At 59.2% G+C, this 16,890-nt stretch carries 11 protein-coding genes; 7 read left to right on the forward strand and 4 right to left on the reverse strand.

Going from position 1 to position 16,890, the window contains the following annotated elements:
- Positions 1-31: 31 nt before the first annotated feature.
- On the reverse strand, positions 32-589 hold the full coding sequence (gene hpt, locus QBL02_RS02810; RefSeq protein WP_282724832.1) for a hypoxanthine phosphoribosyltransferase: 558 nt from the start codon (positions 587-589) through the stop codon (positions 32-34).
- A 9-nt stretch (positions 590-598) separates the two neighbouring features.
- On the reverse strand, positions 599-1,666 hold the full coding sequence (gene tilS, locus QBL02_RS02815; RefSeq protein ID WP_282724833.1) for a tRNA lysidine(34) synthetase TilS: 1,068 nt from the start codon (positions 1,664-1,666) through the stop codon (positions 599-601).
- 128 nt (positions 1,667-1,794) lie between these two features.
- Between tilS and ppa the strand changes: the two genes are divergently transcribed.
- The 4 genes from ppa (at position 1,795) to QBL02_RS02835 (ending at position 6,159) form a co-directional block, all read left to right on the forward strand.
- Positions 1,795-2,289: an inorganic diphosphatase gene (gene ppa / locus QBL02_RS02820; protein ID WP_282724834.1), complete on the forward strand. Its 495-nt coding sequence runs from the start codon at positions 1,795-1,797 to the stop codon at positions 2,287-2,289.
- A 12-nt stretch (positions 2,290-2,301) separates the two neighbouring features.
- Complete coding sequence (gene ppk2 / locus QBL02_RS02825; protein WP_282724835.1) at positions 2,302-3,306, forward strand: polyphosphate kinase 2; 1,005 nt, start codon at positions 2,302-2,304, stop codon at positions 3,304-3,306.
- A 190-nt stretch (positions 3,307-3,496) separates the two neighbouring features.
- On the forward strand, positions 3,497-4,750 hold the full coding sequence (locus QBL02_RS02830; protein ID WP_282724837.1) for an aminotransferase class I/II-fold pyridoxal phosphate-dependent enzyme: 1,254 nt from the start codon (positions 3,497-3,499) through the stop codon (positions 4,748-4,750).
- A complete protein-coding gene (locus QBL02_RS02835) occupies positions 4,747-6,159 on the forward strand; it encodes an aminotransferase class I/II-fold pyridoxal phosphate-dependent enzyme (RefSeq protein ID WP_282724838.1) in 1,413 nt (470 codons plus the stop codon). The genes QBL02_RS02830 and QBL02_RS02835 overlap by 4 nt, the downstream gene beginning before the upstream one ends.
- Here the strand turns inward: QBL02_RS02835 and QBL02_RS02840 are convergent.
- Both QBL02_RS02840 and QBL02_RS02845 read right to left on the reverse strand, forming a co-directional pair.
- Positions 6,156-7,661, reverse strand: a complete 1,506-nt coding sequence (locus QBL02_RS02840) for a DEAD/DEAH box helicase (RefSeq protein ID WP_349238627.1) — start codon at positions 7,659-7,661, stop codon at positions 6,156-6,158. The genes QBL02_RS02835 and QBL02_RS02840 overlap by 4 nt on opposite strands.
- Entirely contained in the window at positions 7,573-10,893 is a 3,321-nt protein-coding gene (locus QBL02_RS02845) for an efflux RND transporter permease subunit (protein WP_282724839.1), read from the reverse strand. The genes QBL02_RS02840 and QBL02_RS02845 overlap by 89 nt, the downstream gene beginning before the upstream one ends.
- A gap of 107 nt (positions 10,894-11,000) precedes the next feature.
- On the opposite strand from QBL02_RS02845, the gene QBL02_RS02850 reads away from it, so the two are divergent.
- The 3 genes from QBL02_RS02850 to QBL02_RS02860 all read left to right on the forward strand — a co-directional run bounded on the left by QBL02_RS02850 (position 11,001) and on the right by QBL02_RS02860 (position 16,889).
- Entirely contained in the window at positions 11,001-12,293 is a 1,293-nt protein-coding gene (locus tag QBL02_RS02850) for a DUF445 family protein (protein WP_282724840.1), read from the forward strand.
- Between the two features lie 305 nt (positions 12,294-12,598).
- Complete coding sequence (locus tag QBL02_RS02855) at positions 12,599-14,596, forward strand: hypothetical protein (RefSeq protein ID WP_282724841.1); 1,998 nt, start codon at positions 12,599-12,601, stop codon at positions 14,594-14,596.
- Between the two features lie 268 nt (positions 14,597-14,864).
- On the forward strand, positions 14,865-16,889 hold the full coding sequence (locus tag QBL02_RS02860) for a hypothetical protein (protein ID WP_282724842.1): 2,025 nt from the start codon (positions 14,865-14,867) through the stop codon (positions 16,887-16,889).
- The last annotated feature ends 1 nt before the right edge of the window (position 16,890 follow it).

Below are 16,890 nucleotides of genomic sequence, written 5' to 3' on the forward strand. Positions count from 1 at the left end.
CCCGCGGCACCTCGCACCGGTTGAGTTTGCCTTATTCGCTGTAAACGTGCGGCGCGAGCACCGCCACGTCGCGCAGGTTGCGGTAGTTCTCTGCGTAGTCGAGACCGTAGCCGACAACAAACTCAACCGGAATATCAAAGCCGACATAGGCGACGTCGACCTCGACTTTGAGTGCTTCTGGCTTGCGCAGCATGGTGCAGATACGCACCGAGCGCGCGCCACGGCTCTCCAGGTTTTCCTTGAGCCATGAGAGGGTCAGTCCCGAGTCAATGATGTCTTCAACGATCAGCACATCACGATCAGTGAGGTCTGCGTCAAGGTCCTTCAGAATACGAACTACGCCACTCGACTTGGTGCCGGTGCCGTACGACGACACAGCCATCCAGTCCATCTGTGCGTGAAAACGCAGTTCGCGAGCAAGGTCGGCCATAACCATGACAGCACCCTTCAGCACACCAACCAGCAGCGGCGGGTTCTCCGCGCTGTAGTCGGCTTCAATCTCGCGAGCCATCTCGGCAAGACGTGCGTGCAGTTCGGCCTCGGTGTACAGCACCTTGGTAAGTTCGTTACCCAGTTCGGTTGCATCCATGCAAATACTTTAGCGCGCGAAAATGACCAAATCTCCAGCTTCGCGCTTGGCCACAATTCCGGGCGCGTGGATCGGCCCTTGCCCTCGCCATGCGGTAACTAATGAGGCAATGGCAAGTGTGTGCTCCCGGGTGAGCTGCGTGGCAAAGTAGTGTTCGGCGATCCGCCGGATTACACGGTTTCGAAGCGCTGCACTCATTTGGCTGAGCGCGTTCACGGGGCAGCACACTCGACTCGCTAGTTGTGCGTTATTCGCCGAGAATTCAACTCTGACGAGTTCTGCGAGTTTCTGATCCGCAATCAGGTCAAGCGCATCGGCATCTTCACGGGCAAGGTCGGCGCTGCGCGCCAGTGCTGCGGCGAACCCCGGGCCTAGCGCGTCTTCTAGCACCGGCAGTACTTCGGTACGCACCCTGACTCGCAGATACGAGGGGTCTGTGTTGTGCGGGTCGTGCCAGGGATCGAGTCCGACTTCAGCACACGAGGTTTCCGTAATTTCGCGGGTAACTCCGGCACGTTCATTGAGTAGCGGGCGCACGATACTCACTCCCTCGGCAAGCTCACGTTCCGGCGGAATACCGGCGATGCTTCTCGTGCCAGACCCTCGAGCGAGTGCAAGTAGCACTTGTTCGGCTTGGTCATCTCGAGTGTGTGCGGTCAGCACAGTGTGGCATTCAAGTTCTTTGGCGACCTCAGCGATTACCCGATAGCGAGCGGATCGCGCGGCCGCTTCCGGCCCCCCGGTCGAGGCCGCTGGGCCTGTGGCCACCCGAACTCGGCGCACTACTACAGGCGAGAGACCAAGCCCTCTGGCTTGGTCAGCAGCACGATCTGCAATTTCGGTGGAGCCTTCCTGCAGACCGTGGTCAATGATGACGGCACCGACTCGGCAGCCGAGCCCCGAGCTCTCGGCTGCAACAGCTGCGGCGAGCGCGAGCGAATCGGCGCCACCAGAGAGCGCGACGAGCACGAGCGGCTGGCGATCCAACGCAGAAGACGCGGCAATGTGCCGGCTCAGTGTGTCACGAACGGCCAGGCGCACTCGCATGCTGGCCGGGGTGTGTGGATGGCTTGCCATACTCACCAACGCTACCGCCCGCGATGGACAATATTTCGCGTAATCTTAGAGTTGCACCTCTAAAAATGGAAGTGCCTCGCGCATACGCGCGCGAAAAATCGCGAATTTACTACGCAGAAGGAGCGCGAATGACCGCCGCATTCGATGCCGTCATCGAGATCCCCAAGGGCAGCCGCAACAAGTACGAAATTGATCACGAGACCGGTCGCGTTTACCTCGACCGCGTGCTCTACACCGGTTTCGTTTACCCAACCGACTACGGTTTCTTCGAAGAAACCCTCGGTGAAGATGGCGATCCGCTCGATGTGCTCGTACTGCTCGATTACCCGGTTTACCCCGGCGTGGGAATTAAAGTGCGCCCCGTCGGTGTGCTCAAGATGAGCGACGAAGCTGGTGGCGATGACAAGGTCATTGCTGTGCAGCACAAGGATCCACGTTGGTCGCACATCCAGGACGTCGCAGACATTCCTGAGTACACCCGTAAAGAGATCGAGCACTTCTTCGAACGCTACAAGGATCTTGAGCCAGGCAAGTGGGTCAAGGTTGACGCGTGGGGTTCAGCCGCAGATGCCGAGAAACTCATTGTTGAAGCGCAGCAGCGCCTCGCAGAACAGGAACACTAGGAGAAACTGCTTATGCAACACGATCACCTCAACGGTGAGGGCGCCGGCACCGGCGAAGAAAGTGTCGTGACGGCCGCGGGAGAGGAATTTCTCGCGGCCGCCCCTGGGCAAGTCGATGTCACTCCTGAGATCGACGAGATCGGCGAACTCACTCGCAAACTTGCACGAGGCAAGAGCAAGAAGGCGAAGAACGACGGTCCAGATGCCCCTTGGCGTCAGGGTTATCCCTACGACAAGAAGATCGGCACCGCCGAGTACGAGCGCCAAAAACGCAAGCTGCAGATTGAGCTGATCAAGCTGCAAGCTTGGGCCAAAGAGCAGGGCGAGCGGATCGTCATTATCTTTGAAGGTCGCGATGCTGCCGGTAAGGGCGGCGCGATCAAGCGCTTCATGGAGCACATGAATCCTCGTGGTGCCCGTATTGTTGCGCTTGAAATCCCAACTCCGCGCGAAAGCAGCCAGTGGTACTTTCAGCGTTACGTTGCGCATCTTCCCGCCGGCGGCGAGATCGTGCTCTTCGATCGCTCTTGGTACAACCGTGCCGGTGTTGAGCGTGTGATGGGTTACTGCACACCGCAGCAGTACCTTGAGTTCACCCGCACCACCCCTGATTTTGAGGGCATGCTCGTGAACTCGGGCATCCACCTGATCAAGTTCTGGTTCTCGGTGGGCAAAGCTGAACAGCACGCACGCTTTACCGCGCGCAGCAACGACGAGGTGAAGCAGTGGAAGCTCTCACCTACCGACCTCGCCTCGCTTGATAAGTGGGATGACTACACCAAGGCGAAAGAGGCGATGTTCTTCTACACCGACACGCCACAGGCTCCTTGGACCGTAGTGAAGTCGAACGACAAGAAGCGTGCCCGGCTTGAAGCCATGCGTTGGGTGCTCTCACGTTTCGACTACCCCGGCAAGGATTACAAACTGGTCGGCACTCCTGATTCGAACATCATTGGCTCGCCAGCTGATGTCTACGATGAGGGCGAACAGCCGTCGGGTTCGTTCCCGGTCGTCTAAGCGCCAAGCGAGGGTCGCAGTGTCGGGCAGATGCCCCATCGGCGCTGCGATCCTTCCCCCCCCTTCAGGCGTTGCGCTTCATTTCGCGCAACGCCTTTTGTGTACCTGCTTGGACGGCACCAAACCTTCACTGTGACGCGATGTGACCCCGGCCCTGTGCCCCGAGCTTTTTCCAGTGCACAATAAATACATGACTGACGGAGCTGACTGTTTTTCACAGGCCATTGGAGCTGGTGTAGATCCATCGGGTTTGCCCTGGCATGAACTTGATCCAGCGTTGCTGCGCGAGAAACGCAACAGCATTAAATGGACCCGCTACCCAGCCGACGTGCTGCCGCTCTTTGTCGCCGAGATGGATTTTGCCGTCGCCCCCGAAATTCAGCGCGCGATCATTCGCGCTGTCGAAGCGAGTGACACCGGATACCTCGCTGAGCCGGGCCCGCTTGCCGATGCAATCGCCTCGTTCGCTCAAGATAGTTGGGGCTGGCAGATTCGCAATGAACACGTGCACCTCGCAACCGATGTCGCGACCGGACTGGTTGAAGCGTTTCGTGTGTTCCGCCCAGCTGGTGGCAGGCTCGCGCTGCCGACACCCTGTTACCCGGGATTTTTTGAGATTCTGCTTGAACTGAATTTCGAGATTGTTGAGATTCCGCTGCTGCCTGGAGTTGCAGCTGGCAGCGATGGCAGCGAATTCGGTAGCGCTGGATCGCTCGACCTCGCGGCGATTGAGCAGGCCTTCGCGAGCGAAGATGGCATCGATGCGTTCTTGCTGTGCAACCCGCATAACCCGCACGGCATCCCATTTACCAGCGTTGAGCTCTCCAAGCTTGCCGAACTTGCAGCGAAACACGACGTGTTCGTGGCGAGCGATGAAATTCACGCGCCGCTCACTCACTCGCACGCCACATTTACTCCATTCGCGCCAATCGCCGCGAAGGCGGGCGCGCACTCGGTCACCACAACTTCGGCAAGCAAAGGCTGGAACCTCGCTGGCTCCAAGTGTTCGGTCATTGTCGCGGCTGATGACCGCGCAAACGAGCTCTTGCAGACGTTACCGCCTGAGGTTGCCACCCGCACGAGCATCCTCGGACTTCACGCGAATGTGGCTGCGTTCAATGACGCTCGCGAGTGGCTTGGCCGCACAGTTTCGCAGATCGAGGCAAATCAACGCCTGCTCATTTCGCTTTTGAACGATCGTCTGCCTGCCGTCCGCTACGTGCCCGGCAGCACGGGCTATCTCGCTTGGATTGACCTGAATGGGCTTGGCCTCGGCGATGAACCGGTTGAGCGGGTGCTGCAAGAAGCCCGCGTTGCGCTCAACAATGGCAGCGATTTTGGCCTCGGCGGTGCCGGTTTCGCCAGATTGAATATGGCGGCTTCACCGCACACGATTGTGCAGGCGATCGATCGGATTGCCGAGCTAGTGAGCGCGCGGCGATGAGTCCGCACACCGTGCCGCCCGTTGTCTCACGACCGGCGGCGAAACCTGTCGACGCTTGGGACAGCTTTGGCTTTGATACCAGGCAGGTGCACGCTGGCGAATTTGCTGATTTGAACAGCGGGCTTCGAGTGCCACCGATTGCACTTTCAGCCGGCTATGTTTTTGATGATTTCGACGATCAAGTGAATCGTTTCGCCGGTGTTCCTGCCGGTGCAAGTGGGCGTTTTGTTGGCTCGGCAGAGGCGTCGCCCGGGGCGATCTACTCTCGCCAGGGAAACCCCACCAATGCGGTCGCTGAGCAGCGCCTCACCTCTCTGGAGGGTGGCGTAGATGCTGTCGCTGTTGCCAGTGGGCAAGCGGCGATCAGTGCAGCCCTGTTCACACTTGCGCAGCACGGCGATCACATCGTGTCGACGGCATCGATCTATGGCGGCACTCGAATCTTGTTCGGCCGCAGTTTCAAACGATTCGGCATCGAAGTTGACTATGTTTGGGACGCCGAAGACGACGCTGCGTGGGATCGTGCGATCACACCCCAGACCAAGGCTATTTACACCGAGACGATCCCAAACCCCCGTAACGATGTCACTGATCTCGCCCGAGTCGCTGCGGTCGCGAGGCGCCACAATCTGCCGCTCGTAGTCGATAACACGATCGGCACTCCGGCGCTGATTCGAGCGTTCGAACACGGCGCAAACATTGTGGTGCACTCAACCACCAAGTTTTTGACCGGACACGGCTCAGCCATCGGCGGCGCTGTGGTCGACGGCGGCAATTTCGATTGGGAGGCGGCCGAGCTATCAGGGCGTTCGTATCCGCTGATTACGGCAGCGCCTCGGCCCGGCGCTGCCTCGATGCTCGACCGGTTTGGCGCGGCGGCCTACGCTCGTGCGGTGCGCGAAGCAGTTGTGAACGATATTGGGCCGACGCTCTCACCGTTCAACGGATTCTTGCTGCATCAGGGCATGGAAACACTTTCGCTTCGGATGGATCGCCATGTCGACTCGTCGATCGCACTCGCGAGCTGGCTCGAAGAACAGGCCGAGGTCGAAGCGGTTGATTACGCGGGCTTGCCCTCACACCCGCTGTTCGCACTCGCCGCGCGCGATTACGGCGTGAATGCGCAGGGCACGCACGCTCGCACCGGTTCTGTGTTTGGAGTTCGGGTGCGCGGAGGGATCGACGGCGCACGTGAGTTTGTGAACGGCCTGCGCATTTTCTCTCGCATGACCGGCATCGGCGATACCCGCTCGATGGTGATTCACCCGCTCACCTCAACCCACGCGAGTTTTACGGCCGAGTTGAACGACCGGCTCGGTATCACTCCGGGCCTGTTGCGCCTCTCGATCGGGCTTGAGAGCGTCGCCGACCTCAGCTGTGATTTGCGCGCGGCTCTCGACCGCGTCTAGCGCTTGCTAGTGATCTCTGGCAGATAGTCCTCGAACACCTCGGGTTCAAACCCGAGCGCTTCGAACAGTTCTCGGGTGCGTTTTTGTCGGGTGCGCGGGATCACGGTAATCACGCTGCCAGCTCGACCCACGCGGCCAGTGCGTCCAGCTCGGTGCACGTAAGCCTTGGGGTCGTCTGGTGGATCAGCTTGCAGCACCAGATCAATATCGTCAACGTGAATACCGCGGGCTGCCACATCGGTTGCGACGAGAACTTCGGCCTTGCCCTGAGTGAATTTCTCGAGGTTACGCTCACGACGGGCCTGGCTCAGGTCGCCGTGCAGGGCGATAGCGTTTAGGCCGGCTTGGCCGAGCATCTCGGTCACCATCTCGGCGTAGGCACGCGTGCGGCAAAACACCACGGCGCGACCACGGCGTTTGCCTCGAGTACCGCTGCCGGGCGCTCCTGCGGCGGCTGATCCAGCGTTGCGAACGAGTTCGACTAATGCGGCGTCTTTGTGTTCTCTGAGCACAATGTAGACCCGGTGAGAGACATTTGTTTGCGGCTTCCAGTCGCCGGGCAAGTCTGAGTTGCCCGACTCGCTGCCGTCTGAAATCTCGTGGATGGCTGGCTGAGGCATGAACTCACGCACCAAGCCGTCAACACCGCGATCCAGCGTTGCCGAGAAGAGCAGCCGCTGGCCGCCCTTTCGAGTCTGCCGCAGAATTCGCTGCACCGGTTCGATGAACCCGAGTTCGGCCATGTGGTCGGCCTCATCGATAACTGTCACCGCAATCTGCCCGAGTGATAGATGCCCGCGTTTTGCGAGATCTTCGATGCGGCCAGGGGTGCCGATGGCGATATCGACACCGCGTTTGAGCGCGTGCAATTGCGGCTCAAACGGCTGACCACCCACGAACTGGCCGGTGAATAGCCCCACCGAACGCGCGATTGGCTGCACTGTGCGATCAATCTGTAGCGCGAGTTCGCGAGTCGGCGCGAGAATCAGTGCCTTTGGTGCGCGAGCGCTGTGCTTGTCTGGTCGGGCGCTGCGCTCACCACGCTTCGCCTTCTCTTTTGGCTTCTCGTTCGGAAACGCCCCCTCCGCTTTCAGCAGCATCAGTCGCTCGACAAGGGCTGCACCGAAGGCGATGGTTTTCCCAGAGCCTGTGCGGGCGCGACCGAGCAGGTGGTGGCCCGCAATCACGTCTGGAATCGTTGCCGCTTGAATCGCGAAGGGACGATCTGCGCCAAGTTCAGCGAGGGCTCGCACGATGTTTCCGCCGAGACCAAGATCGGCGAAACTCAGCTTTGCGACGTCTTCGGGTCGGGTGCGAGTCGCGTTGAGCGAAGCGGGAAGGGTGTTTAGGGCAGGTAGCTGCGGTTGCGGTTCGCGCGCTTGCTGCCGCCCTTCACGCTGCGTGGCCGGTGAATCACTCTGCCGGGTGTTGCCCGGTTTGTTCTTCTTGCCCCTGCGCGGGTCGTAATTGCTCGGTGCTTTGAAGCCCCGTCGGCCTGCCATCTGTGTGTTCCCCTTCTGCGTGAGTCGCGGCCTTGTGGGCCCGTTTCGCAGCGCGATGTTCGCGCGCACGTTCTCTACGGCTCTCAACTGCATAGTAGAGGGTCGGCAGCACAATCAGGGTCAGCACCGTCGAGGAGAGCAAACCTCCGATCACCACAACGGCGAGCGGTTGTGAAATAAAACCGCCGGATCCGGTGATCCCGATTCCCATCGGCGTGAGGGCAAGGATCGTCGCAAGCGCTGTCATCACGATTGGTCGGAGTCGGAGCGACGAGCCGCTAATCACTGCATCGAGCAGCGCTTTACCACGTTCTCGCTGTTGATTCACGAGGTCGATCAGCACAATCGCGTTCGTCACCACAATGCCAACAAGCATCAGCACACCGATCAACGAGGCGACACCGAGCGGCATACCGGTAGCGATCAAAAGAATCAGCGCACCGGTGGCAGCGAATGGCACCGAAACCAGCAGGAGCAGCGGTTGCAGCAGACTCTTGAAGGTGGCGACCATCACGACGTAAACGATCAGGATTGCCGCAAGCAGTGCCAGTCCGAGCTGTTCGAAAGCTTCACTCTGCTGCGACATGACGCCGCCAACGCTCGCGCTGGCCCCAGCGGGCAGCTTCGTGCTTTCAAGGGCCGCATTCACTTCGGTGCTTGCGGCCCGCAGGTCGTTGCCTGCTGGCAGTGCAGTCACTGTGACGGTTCGATTGGTGTCTTGGGTGCGGATCGTCACCGGGCCATCGGCGACTTCAACCGTCGCCAGTTCGTCGAGGCGCCTTTCTCCGGCGGCCGTTTGAATGGTGAGAGCTGCGACACTGGCCTGATCATTGGGTGCCACGCCCTGCGAGAGATAAATACTCACGCTCGTATTGTCGAGTACGATCTGACCGATCTGGCGCGGCTGCATCTGCTGCGACACCATACTGGCTACCGCGACCTCGCTGAGGCCCACTTCAGATGCTTTTGCTCGATCAACCACAATAGCGAGGTACGGCCGAGATGCAGCAAGGTCACTCTCGACTTGCTTCAGGCCTTCTTGCTTGTCGAGAGCGGCAACCACTTGGTCGCTCGCTTCGGCAAGAGTTTCTTGGTCTGGCGCGGTTACGACAACCTCGATGGAACTCGACATGGTGACTCCACCGCCTGATGATCCGACGGAGAATTCCCCCGCGTCCTCAAGCTTCGCTACTGTCGTCCGGATCTGATCCTGCACCTCGCTCTGCACTGCATCTGGATCGGTCGTGATTGAGTAGCTCACCACGCCATCTCCGCCGGCACCGAAGATGGCGCCCATGCCGCTGCCTGAACTGCCGATGGTCACCTGCACTGTCTGTACTGCACTGAGGCTGTCGAGGGCAGCTTCAACTCGCTCAACCTGTTCAAGTTGTGCATCAAGACTCGTGCCCGGGGCGAGCGTTTGGGTGAGGCCGACGGAGTTCTGTTCGTCTGAGCCCATAAAGTTGGTTTTCATCAGCGGGGTTGCCGCGAGGGTGCCGCCGAATACGACTACGGCGACGAGCAGCGTCACTGCTGGGTGTTTCAGTGTCCACTTGACGATCGGCAAATACCCTCGCTGCATCGCGGTCGCGTGTTCTTCTTCGTGAATGTGCTCTTTTTTGGTCGAGTTGCGCAGGAACCAGTAGGCAAGAACCGGCACAATCGTGAGCGCGACAAGCAGCGATGCTGCGAGCGCAATGGTCACCGTGAACGCGAAGGGTCTGAACAGTTCGCCCACCATGCCCGAAACAAAGGCCATTGGCAAGAAGACCGCGACGGTCGTGATGGTTGAGGCGGTAATCGCCCCTGCTACCTCTCGCACCGCTGTGACAATCGTTGCTGCGCGGTCTGCATCGGGCGCGGCGTCGCTCAGGTGTCGCTTAATGTTTTCGATTACCACGATCGAGTCGTCTACGACGCGACCGATGGAGATTGTGAGCGCACCTAGCGTGAGCATGTTGAGTGTGTAGTCAGCGAAGTTTAGGCCAACGAAGGTGAGCAACACTGATACTGGGATCGAGATGGCCGTCACAATGGTCGCGCGCACCGACATCAAGAACACCAAAATCACAATCACCGCGAAGAGCAGACCAAGCAGCCCCTCGGTGGTGAGTGTTTCAATCGATCGTTCAACGTAGGGTGCCTGATCGAATACGACGCTCAATTTTGCGCCATCAAGGGCTGGCTCAATATCGGCGAGGGCCGTACGCACTGTGTGCGAAACGTCAACGGTGTTTGCCGCTGAAGCTTTCGTTACCGCGATCGTGAGTGCAGGCTCACCGTTCACTCGTGAGATGCTGCGCTGTGGGTTCGCTTCGAGGGTCACCTCGGCGACTTCGCCGAGCGTGATCACCGGCATCGCTTCGGTTTCGGGGGCCGCCTGTGTTTCGAGCGACTCGTTGACTGCGCTGGATCGCCCAGCGCCTGCGGCTGCGGCTTGAGCGGCAGCCTGTTCTGCGGCAGCCTTCGCCTGCAGCATGCCGGGGTCGCGTACCAGCGGCAGCGCCCGAATCTCGTCGACCGAGCTGAGTTTCGAACCGGCCTGCACGGCAAGTGTGCGACCTTCTTCGGTGATGCTGCCGGCAGCGACCAGTGCACCGCTTTGTTGAAGCGCATCGGTGATGGATTGTTTCGTCAAGTACTCGTCGTTGAGTCTTGTCGTGTCTGGTGTGATCGTTACCCGATCGCCTCGGGCACCCTGCAATTGGGCCTCACGCACCCCGCTCAGGTCATTGAGTTCAGGAATCGCGATCCGCTCAACCAATCTGGCCGTTTCTTCTGGGTCGCCTCCCTTTGGCGGAGTGACCGATATCTGCACAATTGGCATGTCATCGAGCGAGCCGGACATCACCTGCGGGTCAACACTCTCTGGCAAGAGGCTCGAGATGCGGGCGACAGCGCGCTCGACCTTTTGCTCAGTTACCGCAAGATCCACCCCATAGGTGAACTGGGCGAGCACCATTGATGCGCCAGTGGTTGAGGTTGCTGTGGTTTGTTCGAGCCCGGGCACACCGCGCAGGGCTGTTTCGATTGGCCCAGAAACATCGTTTTTCACAACCTCTGGCGATGCGCCAGCGTATGAGGAAACCACAACAATGGCGGGAAACTGCACTGAGGGCATCAGTTCCTGCTTCAGCGAGCTGACACCGATCAGACCGAATACCGAAGCAACGATGGTCACCAGTGCAATCAACGCACGGTTTTTCAGACTTAACTTCGCAAGCAAGTGCATACGCGAATTCTGTCACGAACAGCGAGCAATGATGGTATACCAAAACAATTTTCGCGTGTCTTGGACAGGTGATCCGAGGATCAGCCGAACGGGGCATAATCATTAGAGTGATCACTTCGAGAAAGCGCACGCTCGGTGCCGTCACTCCTGACGATTTTGAGCGCCTCGCACAGTTGCGAAAAATGCAGGGCATCGCGCTCGGCTTGCTGCTGTTTATGGCCGTGGTGTTTGTGGTGAGTTTTGCTCTCCAGCAGCACTTCCCTTGGCTTGGCTACGTTCGCGCTGCCGCCGAAGGCGGCATGGTTGGCGCGCTCGCCGATTGGTTTGCGGTGACCGCGATCTTCAGGCACCCGCTCGGACTACCGATTCCACATACCAATCTGATCTCAAACAAGAAAGATGAGATTGGTGACGGGCTCGGCTCGTTTATCGAGCAAAACTTCCTCGCCGACGAGGTGGTGCACGAGAAGCTGAGCGAAATCAGTGGCGCTCGCATGGCAGGCGATTGGCTCGCTCAGCCAGCCAACGCCGAACGTGCCGCCGACATGGTGGCAAACGCAGGGCTCGGCGCCCTCACCGTGCTCAATGACAGTGACGTGCAAGACCTCTTTGAGGCCCTCGTGCGCAAACATGTGGTTGATCCACCGTGGGGCCCACTTACCGGGCGCGCACTCGAGTCTTTTGTGCAGGGCGAACACCATGAGGCGCTGCTTGATATTGCTGCCAGCCGCCTCGAAGAGTGGCTCGTGAATCACCCCGAAGCTTTTGACCGCATGGTTTCTTCACGGTTGCCCTCTTGGTTGCCAAGCATCGCTCAACGTTTTGTAGACGACCGCATGCACGCTGAGGCCGTGAAGTTTGTGCAGGCCGTGCGCGATGACCACTCGCATCCGTTCCGCATTGCGGTGAGTGAGTTTCTGTGCGATCTGGCCCGCGACCTTGGCGAGAAGCCAGAGTTGCAGGCACAACTTGAATCGTTCAAGCACGAGGTCTTTGACAGCCCCCGCATTCGCGCGGTTGCCGAAAGCACCTGGGCCAATGCGCGCGCCGCCCTTGTCACAATGCTTGAGGAACCGCAGAGTGAATTGCGCACGAGATTGCGCGCCGCTCTGCAAGACTTCGGTCAGCGCCTACGTAGGGATAGCACCCTGCAGTACAAGATCGACGTCTGGGTTATGCAGGTTGTTGAGCATTTGGTGCGCAATTACCGGCACGATCTGGCTCGCGTCGTGTCAGACACCGTGCGCCGCTGGGACGCCCGCGAGGCAGCCGAAAAGATTGAGCTTCAGGTTGGTAAAGACTTGCAGTTCATTCGCATCAACGGCACGGTCGTTGGTTCTCTTGCCGGGCTGCTCATTTTTGCTTTTGCGACCCTGGTGATTACGCCACTGGTTTCCTAGCTCTCGTCGTCGACAGCCGGGGTGCGCGACCACTTCACAGCGAACCTGCGTGCGCGTAGCGAATCACGGACCGCACTCACCCTGAAGCTTCGGTGGATCCTGCGACTCATCTCCGTTCGGGCCAAACAGCACAGAAGCTGTCTAAGTATCCAGCCAAAGCTACCTATTTCTCTTCTTCTGGCCACTCCGGTATTCCCCACTCCCCCTAGCGAAGAGGCAAGAGAGTGATGCCTAACATAAGGTTTCTTCGGATAACCGCCCACACACGCCCCCCAATATCTCTTGTCTCATTTTGGAGGGGAACTGTGTCCCACGCGTCAACTGAAACCATCGCGCCACGGAAACGGCGATCACGCTGGATCGCCGCACTTGTCGCCCTTTGCCTCACCGCGGCAGGTGTCGTGGTGTACACGGCCGCAGCAAACGCTGCAACAGAACTTACGACCTTTGTGTCGAGCCAAGACGGAGAAACCGACCAAGTTGATGCCACGGTGCTCACTTCGAGTACGCTCACGCTCACAGATGATTGGTACGTCTGCGACTCAACCACGGCAATCAATGCTCCAGTCTCTGTCGCCAACGGTGCCAGCGTCGGCATCATTCTGGGCGATAGCTGCAGTCTCAGTCTCAATTCGTCCAGCATCGGCATCAAGGTGCCCGTGAACAGCAGCCTTGACGTGTACTCGCAGGTGAAAAACACAGGCAGGGCCGTGATCATCGCCCAAGAAGGACCTGGCATCGGGACGATCAATGAGGATCACGGCTTGATTCGTATCTATGGGGGCCACATTGCTACGCAGGGCATGAGTGCCGTGGGGCACGCCTACCCTGGGATCGGTGTTTCCGGCGGCAGTGGGCTGTTATCTCCCTATGCGATCTCCGTCCGGTGGAACGCAAGCGTATACGCGATCGGATCAAGCGGAACTAGCTCTACTCCATCTGGGCCTGGTCTCGGCTCAGCCGCTTACACTCCCACAATAAGTTCACCCAACCCGGGCATAGTCGCGATCAGCACCAGTGGGGTAGTGCAGGCATTCTCCGGCACAGCGGGGAACTTCTCCGCGTCTCCCAACATTGGTAGAGGCACTTGGGCATCAGGCAGTTACAGCCCACTCATTGACACTTATAGTGTCGCTCGAGACCTGAGTGGCCCCGGCACGATGCAGATTCGAGATTGGGCCGGCGTTATCACGAACTTAGCCGATCTAAGCAGTGTCGCGTTCGGCAGCAGTGTGACATTTGTCGCAACCCCGAACAGTGGCGCGAAGATCCGCACCGTAGATTCCGGTCTCAACTTCGTCTCTACCGACGGTGTCTCATCAACTTACCGCCTTCCCGTTACCGGGTCTGTCTCGAAGGCCGCACACTTCTGGCACCCCACCACCCCGACCGTGACCACCACCCCAGCAGGCAGTCAGACCTTCCCCGGCAACGTCACCATCAACGGAACCGTCACGCAAGACTCCACCAGCGCGCGGATTGGTACCTTCGGGCAAGCGCAACTCTGGATCAACGGTGTGCTCGCGCAGACCCAGAATGTTATCGCAGGCAGAGTAGCTTTCACCCACACCGCGCCACCCATCGGCACCTACAGCTACCAAATCAAATACTTGGGCGTGACTGATTCCCCGTTCCTCGCAACGTCTGAATCGGCGCCACTCACCGGGTTCGAGGTGTTGAGCACAGATCAGAACCCCCTCGCCATAAACGGGATCAGCCCCAGCGGCTACACCTATGGAGATGCCCCCGCACCCATTACCGTGACCGGCGGTTCAGGAACCGGTGCATTCGACCTCACCTCTTCAAACCCTGCCGTCGCATCATTTGGCACAATCACCGCTGGTACTAGCCCCCTCACGATCAACCAGGCAGGCACCTTCACCGTCACCGGCACAAGAGCGGGCGACACAAACTATGCCGAAGCGACCCTCACCAGCCCGCCAATCACCGTCACAGCAGCCACCCCGGTAGCGACCCTCACCCGCACCGGCGGCGACACGCAAACCACGCCAGTTGATGTCACGATGACCGTGAACGCACGCGGCACCGGCACCACCCCGCAAGGGTACGTACAGTTCAGCCTGAACAACCAAGCCCTTGGCGCCCCACTCCCGCTCGTAGACAACGGCGATGGCACCGCAAGTGTCTCCCTCACCGGGATCCCACTCACGAAAAACCAGTCACAATCAATCCAGGCCAACTACCTTGGCCAGACCGGGAAATACGCGACCGTCACAAAAACGAGCACCTGGTACCTCGGCGCAGACGGATTCTGCCTCGCAGAAACACTACCAACACCATAGGTAGCAGGATTAAGCCCCTGCGAATCAGGCACGCGGCATGAGTGTTTGGTACGACGCAAGCATTGAACACTCGATGGCAAAGCAAATCGCCTAAGTACTCAGCCAAACCTACCTATTACTCTTCTTCCGACTACTTCGATATTCCCCTTCCCTCTGAGCGTGAGGGGACCCCGAAGCATACTGATTTCTTTAGCGACTCAGTTCGGTCTATTACTCACGCTCAACGCACCGAACGAATCAAGCATTGAACTATCTCTTGGGGAGAACCGTGGCCGACGCATCCATACAAACGAACGCACCGCGAAAGCGGCAACACCGCTGGATCGCGGCGCTCGTTGCCCTCGGTCTCACCGCCACCGGCGCGCTCGTGTATACCGCCGCAGCTCACGCCGCAACCGAACTCACCACCTACGTGTCCGACGCGAACGGCGGCACCTCGCAGGTGAATGCGACAGTGCTCACCTCAAGCACCACCACTTTGACGACCGGCTTCTACGTCTGCAACACGACCCTGTCGATCACTTCACAAGTTGTGGTGAGCAACGGTGCTAACGTCCGAATCATTTTGGGTGATAAATGCTACCTCCAAATCAACGGAACCTATGCAGGAATCCGAGTACCAAAGGGCAGCCGACTCGAATTTTACGGACAGACAAACAACACTGGTGCGGCAAAAATCGCGAGCGCCGATGGCCCCGGTATCGGCGAGGGCACCAGCAACGCTGGCTTCACCAGCGCAAACGGTACGATTCTCTTTTTTGGTGGCCACGTGTGGGCATACGCAAGAAAGCCCGGGCCGGGCAATGGACGATCGTTCCCCGGCATCGGCACCACCGGCACGACTGCATCAGGCATTCCGGACCCAATCGGCGTCTATTGGAACGCGAGCGTATATGCGATGGGCACAAATGGTAGCACCTCTGAGGCTGCTGCCCCTGGCATCGGCACAGGCTTCAGCAATAGCCAACAATCACCCCCTACGCCTGGCTCGATCTCGATCAACACCACGGGGCTAGTACAAGGGGTTCCGGGTACCAAGGGCAGTTTCTTCTATGCTGTCGGTATCGGCCAGGGTCCCTGGAATGTCGGCGGTGGCGGCCAATCAGTTTACACTTCCAGCATTAGTACTACCGCTACCGGGCCCGGCAAGTTGTACCTCAAAGACTGGCAAGGCGATATCACAAGTGAATCGATTCTCAATTATGTCGCTACTGGCAGCAATGTGACCTTCGTTCCGAGCCCAAACAGTGGCGCAAAACTCCGCACCATAGACACCGGGCTCACCCTTGTCTCCGAAGGCTCCTCGCTAACCTACCGCTTACCCGCCACCGGGAGTGTCTCGAAGGCCGCCTCTTTCTGGTACCCCACCACCTCAACGGTTACGACCACCCAGGCAGGCAGTCAAACCTTCCCTGGCAATGTCACGATCAACGGATCCATCACCCAAAACTCCACCGGCGCACTGATCGGCGCTGCCGGGCAAGCGCAACTCTGGATCAATGGCGCCCTCGCCGGGACCCAGAACGTCAACGCCCTAGGGAGAGTTGCTTTCACCCATACCGCGCCACCCATCGGCACCTACAGCTACCAAATCAAATACTTGGGCGTGACCACTTCCCCGTTCCTCGAACCGTCTGAATCGACACCACTCACCGGGTTCGAAGTGCTGGCGAACCCGCAAAACCCGCTCACCCTCACCGGTCTCGACAGCACAAGCTACACCTACGGTGACGCCCCCATACCGGTCACCGTAACCGGCGGGTCAGGCACCGGCGTGTTTAATCTGACCTCTTCAAACCCTGCCGTCGCATCGTTTGGCACAATCACCGCTGGCACTAGCTCCCTCACCATCAACCAGGCAGGCACCTTCACCGTTACCGGCACAAGAGCGGGCGACACAAACTATGGCGAAGCCACACTCACCGCCCCCACCATCACAGTGTCAGCAGCTACCCCGGCAGCGACCCTCACCCGCACCGGGGGTGATACCGCTTTCACACCGGTAGATCTCACCATGACCGTTCACTCACGTGGCACCGGCACCACCCCACAAGGACTCGTGCAGTTCAGCCTGAAAAACAAGAAACTGGGCGACCCGCTCCCACTCGTAGACAACGGCGACGGCACCGCGAGCGTTTCCCTTACCGGGATCCCACTCGCGAACACCCAGTCACAATCAGTCGAAGCGGTCTATCTCGGCCAAACAGGCAAATACTCGACCGTCACGAAAACTGATTTCTGGTATCTCGGCGCAGACGGGTTCTGCGTTGTAGAAACACCGCCAACACCATAAG

It is taken from the genome of Leucobacter sp. UT-8R-CII-1-4 (assembly GCF_030010235.1).
GTDB lineage: Bacteria > Actinomycetota > Actinomycetes > Actinomycetales > Microbacteriaceae > Leucobacter.

Excerpts from the sequence above, each read along its gene's own strand:
- hpt (WP_282724832.1), bottom strand. The coding sequence starts at position 589 with ATGGATGCAACCGAACTGGGTAACGAACTTACCAAGGTGCTGTACACC.
- tilS (WP_282724833.1), bottom strand. The coding sequence starts at position 1,666 with ATGGCAAGCCATCCACACACCCCGGCCAGCATGCGAGTGCGCCTGGCC.
- ppa (WP_282724834.1), top strand. The coding sequence starts at position 1,795 with ATGACCGCCGCATTCGATGCCGTCATCGAGATCCCCAAGGGCAGCCGC.
- ppk2 (WP_282724835.1), top strand. The coding sequence starts at position 2,302 with ATGCAACACGATCACCTCAACGGTGAGGGCGCCGGCACCGGCGAAGAA.
- QBL02_RS02830 (WP_282724837.1), top strand. The coding sequence starts at position 3,497 with ATGACTGACGGAGCTGACTGTTTTTCACAGGCCATTGGAGCTGGTGTA.
- QBL02_RS02835 (WP_282724838.1), top strand. The coding sequence starts at position 4,747 with ATGAGTCCGCACACCGTGCCGCCCGTTGTCTCACGACCGGCGGCGAAA.
- QBL02_RS02840 (WP_349238627.1), bottom strand. The coding sequence starts at position 7,661 with ATGGCAGGCCGACGGGGCTTCAAAGCACCGAGCAATTACGACCCGCGC.
- QBL02_RS02845 (WP_282724839.1), bottom strand. The coding sequence starts at position 10,893 with ATGCACTTGCTTGCGAAGTTAAGTCTGAAAAACCGTGCGTTGATTGCA.